Raw genomic sequence first — 4,612 nt, 5'->3', positions numbered from 1 at the left:
CGACAACTTATCGTTACTTGAATATTTTTGATTAGTTTGCTAGCATATAAGAAGTATTATTAAAACATGAATAAATAAATCAGTTCACGTAAGCTCAAGGTGTTCTCTTTCAGGGGTGTGTAAGAGGTATCTGGGTTTACGTTTTTTGTATGAGGAGGTTTTTGTTTGGAATTTTTAGGTACCTTGGTGATCATCTTGATTATAACTAGTCTATTTGGCCATCTAGCCTCTAGGGTTGGTATCCCAGCAGTGATCGGTCAATTATTTGTTGGAATTATTCTTGGCCCTGCGTTGTTGAATTGGGTTCACGCCAATGATTTCATCCATATTTTTTCAGAGATTGGGGTTATCATCTTAATGTTTATCGCCGGACTTGAGAGTGATCTTACATTGCTTAAAAAATATTTGCGTCCTAGCATAATTGTCGCGTTGTTAGGAGTTTTGATTCCGATGGTACTGATCTATCCAGTTGGTATTGTTTTTGGCTTGACACAATTTGAAAGCTTGTTTTTGAGCGTTATTTTTGCCGCAACGTCGGTTTCAATTTCAGTTGCTGTCATGAAAGAACTAAATTTACTTGATAGTAAGAGCGGTTCAACAGTCCTCGGTGCCGCGGTGGTTGACGATGTGCTAGCTGTCGTTTTACTTAGCATTATGGTCAGTTTAATAGGTACAAAGGCTGGTACGGATACCCAGATACCGCTAGCTCTGACTTTTTTAGAGCAGCTAATTTACTTTGCCGCAATTTATTTCGTGATGCGTTTTATCGCCCCTCTCCTCGCTAAACTAGGCACCAAATTATTGAATCCAGTGGGACCTACTATAATGGCGATGATTTTGTGTTTTGGTATGGCATATATTGCAGATCTGATTGGACTGAGTGCAGTGATTGGGGCCTTTTTTGCAGGAATTGCGATTGCACAAACTCATGTAGCTCATGAAGTTGATCAAAGTATCGAACCAATCGGTTATGCGATTTTCATTCCTGTATTCTTCGTTTCAATTGGTTTAAATATGTCACTAGCTGGCATAGAACACGATTTGTTATTAATTATCGTATTGACGATTGTGGCAACACTGACAAAACTATTAGGAGCGGGAAGTGGGGCTAAATGGGCCGGATTCAGTTCGAATGAAGCTTACCTCGTTGGTGCGGGGATGGTCTCGCGTGGGGAAATGGCCTTGATTATCGCTCAAATAGGCTACCAATCCAAACTAATCAGTGATGATTACTATTCGGCAATTATTACTGCCATTATCCTAACAACGTTATTAGCACCATTACTACTCAAACATGCGGCTCGTCATATAAACTACTAAAACATCTTAGCGGTATGACACCCCTTCTCTGTGAAAAATAACTACTAGATTTTATCGAGATATTGCCTAGTTTAATTAAGCACTAAATTATATAATATTGGTTATAATGGAGGATTAGTTATTTGATACAGCTTGTAAAAGAAAAATTTGACGTTACTCGTTTGCGATTTGTTTTACTCGGCCTGCTTGTGGGTTTAATGAGTGGCACCGTTGTTAGCTTATTTCGCTATTGTATTGAGATAGGGCTGCACTATAGTCGATTGGTATATAGATACTTACGAATCGCGCCATTTGTTTGGTGGGAATGGGCATTGTTGATTGGCATCAACCTTGGTTTAGCTTTAATTGTGGCTCGACTTCTCAAGAGAGAACCTTATATCTCTGGTTCCGGAATTCCGCAAGTTGAAGGTCAATTGGCTGGCGAATTGGAAATGCACTGGTGGTCAATTCTTTGGCGAAAATTTATCGGTGGTATTCTGGCATTGGGACCTGGATTATTTCTCGGACGAGAAGGACCGTCGATTCAATTAGGTGCGTCAGTTGGTCAAGGTTTCGCTGCTGGGTTTAAGTTATCAGGAACTGATCGCCGACTGCTAATTGCATCAGGCACCGCTGCTGGATTAGCAGCGGCGTTTAATGCTCCCATTGCTGGAACTCTATTTGTCTTAGAAGAGATTTACCATAATTTTTCACCGCTGGTTTGGTTAACAGCATTAGCCGGAGCAATTGGTTCAAATTTTATCTCGCTGAATGTTTTCGGACTTGTTCCCGTGTTACATTTAAATTATTCACGTAGTTTACCAGTATCAAATTATTGGCACTTAATTTTACTCGGCATTGTTTTGGGATTGTTTGGTTACTTATATCAACGGGTCTTGTTAGTTATGCCTCGGTGGTATCATCAACTGACACATTTGCCACGCCCAATACAAGGTATCGTACCATTTCTGCTGGTAATCTTAGTTGGTTACTTTTCGCCAAATTTACTCGGTGGTGGTAATGGATTAATTGTTGGATTTGGCCAGTATGTTCCACCTTTGTTTGTACTAATTGCAATTTTTATTATACGATTCGTCTTTTCAATGATTTCATATGGTTCCGGATTACCTGGCGGTATTTTTTTGCCGATTCTTTCTTTAGGTGCTGTGATTGGTGCGGTTTATGGCGTCTTAATGAATCAATTAGGATTATTATCGCATGTCTATATCATGAACCTAATCATTTTTTCCATGGCCGGTTACTTTGCTGGAATTGGAAAAGCTCCCTTCACAGCTATCTTGCTGGTAACAGAAATGGTTGGCAATTTAACACATTTAATGCCATTAGCAGTCATATCGTTAACTGCTTACCTTGTTGTTGATTTATTAGGCGGTGCACCAATCTATGAAGCATTGCTTAAGCAGATGACAATGCCTAAAACTGTTCAGCAACTTCATCGACCTGATCATTTGGAAATACCGGTTTTCTTTGGCAGTCCCTTAAACGGCAAAATGGTCCGAGACATGCCATGGCCTAAAGAAGCACTGCTCATTGGAATCCGGCGTGGTGAACACGAAGTGATTCCACATGGTGACACCTTGATTCATGAAGGTGATACGTTAGTACTGTTAACTGATACAACCCAACGAACCCGAGTTAAACAACGGATTGATGCATTATTAGCAACTTTATAAAAAAGACACCGAGACTAAGTTAATAGGCAAATTGGTCTATCATAATAATAAATATTAGATTAAGTGGGTCCGTTGCCAGACATAAACATATTGGGAAACTATATACAAATACGGCGAAGTACGAAAAACGCTGAAAAAGAATTAGATGAACCTATTTTTGAAAAATACAAAGATAAATAATAAGCTGAAAATGCCTTGCTACCCAATTTTTCATAGTCATGCTATAATGAAAAAGAAAAAGGAAGTCCCACGTGAACAGGACTTCCCGTGTAGAGCCGTTAAAGACGGTGGCAGATATTAAAACAACACTAGTTCGCCCCATAACCGGTCAAAGTTATGTGGGGCGGCTTTTTCATTTGTGGTGTTTGTCGATATAGCTGAGTAGCGCGATTAAAAACGTGCCAAACAGCAACATCAACGAGCGTGTCTGAAAGACGCTCATTGACTGTGAAGCCTTCCTGAAGATTATTCCATGTTCCCATGAGCCTCACCTCGCAAGGGAAAAGACAATCATTGCCATTAAAGCTTCTTGCTTAATCTATTATACAGGGAAATGGGGATAGAATAGTGCCTATGCATAATCAGCTTTCTTTAATCTTCGAGCCATAAATAGCCAAGCTATTAACGAAAACAACAGGACTATAAATACCGTGATGTAACTCGTGTTTCCGTGATAAGTTAAAGATTCGATCCAAAAAAAATTAAGACAACTAGGATATTCACGAGAAACCTTGTTTCCAGATGAAAAAACATTTGATGGTAAATACAGGGAAACGATAAATTCAATTAATAATTCGCACTAAGCTTAAAGACCACTAGGGTATACCCTAGTGGTCTTTTTTGTTTCTGTGCTATACTAGGAATTACAAGTGTTCATTAGAACTGTCCAAAAGGAGAATTGGAAATGGCTAAAATCGGTTATGCGCGTGTGAGTTCCAAGGAGCAACATTTAGATCGACAGTTAGCGGCTTTAAAAGGCGTTGATAAATTATTTACGGATAAATTAAGTGGGGCTAACACTAATCGGCCAGAACTGCAAAAAATGCTGGCCTATATTCGTGAGGGTGATATTGTAATGGTCACTGAATTAGATCGCTTAGGCAGAAACAACCATGATTTGACTAAGATCATGAACTCCATTCAAAATAAGGGGGCCACCCTAGATGTGTTGAATTTACCGTCCATGACAGGGATTGCTGACCCCAATTTACGTCAACTCATGACCAACCTCATTATTGAACTGTATAAGTATCAGGCTGAAAGTGAACGTAAGCGGATCATTGAACGGCAGCAACAAGGAATCGCCCTCGCCAAACAACAGGGAAAATATCATGGACGCAAGCCTCAATACGCAGAAGATGATCCCCGTTTACTACATGCTTTTAAACTTTATCAGACGGGCATGAGTGATGTAGATGTTGCCCGTAAGACTGGAATTAAGCGAACAACCTTCATAAGGTATCGAAAAAAGTTTGGCATCAATAGGTGATAAAAGATAAATTCGGGTAGCGTCAAGAATCTTGTGTAAATGAAATGCCGAATTATAGTGAGTGCAAAATTTTATCACCTTTATTCACTATCTATGCTGAATAAATTTTAAAGCGTTCAAGGCCTATAAA

General features: G+C 39.5%; 4 protein-coding genes. 3 read left to right on the top strand and 1 reads right to left on the bottom strand.

Annotation, left to right across the window (positions count from 1 at the left end; genetic code table 11):
- The first annotated feature begins 165 nt into the window (after positions 1 to 165).
- Both WDC_RS08870 and WDC_RS08865 read left to right on the top strand, forming a co-directional pair.
- The gene (locus WDC_RS08870; protein WP_044011507.1) at positions 166 to 1,320 is read left to right on the top strand and encodes a cation:proton antiporter; all 1,155 of its coding nucleotides are present in this window, start codon (positions 166 to 168) and stop codon (positions 1,318 to 1,320) included.
- Positions 1,321 to 1,442: 122 nt separating this feature from the next.
- Entirely contained in the window at positions 1,443 to 2,993 is a 1,551-nt protein-coding gene (locus WDC_RS08865) for a ClC family H(+)/Cl(-) exchange transporter (RefSeq protein WP_044011506.1), read from the top strand.
- 352 nt (positions 2,994 to 3,345) lie between these two features.
- Here WDC_RS08865 and WDC_RS09930 read toward each other — a convergent pair whose 3' ends face one another.
- Positions 3,346 to 3,408 (bottom strand): putative holin-like toxin, encoded by a 63-nt coding sequence (locus WDC_RS09930; protein WP_222843308.1) that lies wholly within the window; start codon positions 3,406 to 3,408, stop codon positions 3,346 to 3,348.
- A gap of 489 nt (positions 3,409 to 3,897) precedes the next feature.
- Here WDC_RS09930 and WDC_RS08860 point away from each other — a divergent pair, with 489 nt between their 5' ends.
- The gene (locus tag WDC_RS08860) at positions 3,898 to 4,482 is read left to right on the top strand and encodes a recombinase family protein (protein WP_044011505.1); all 585 of its coding nucleotides are present in this window, start codon (positions 3,898 to 3,900) and stop codon (positions 4,480 to 4,482) included.
- Positions 4,483 to 4,612: the final 130 nt, after the last annotated feature.

Origin of the sequence: Paucilactobacillus wasatchensis (assembly GCF_000876205.1) — a bacterium.
Lineage (GTDB): Bacteria > Bacillota > Bacilli > Lactobacillales > Lactobacillaceae > Paucilactobacillus > Paucilactobacillus wasatchensis.
This window is presented reverse-complemented; position numbering and strand designations above follow the sequence as displayed.

Coding starts and splice junctions, on each gene's coding strand:
- WDC_RS08860 (WP_044011505.1), top strand. CDS start 3,898: ATGGCTAAAATCGGTTATGCGCGTGTGAGTTCCAAGGAGCAACATTTA.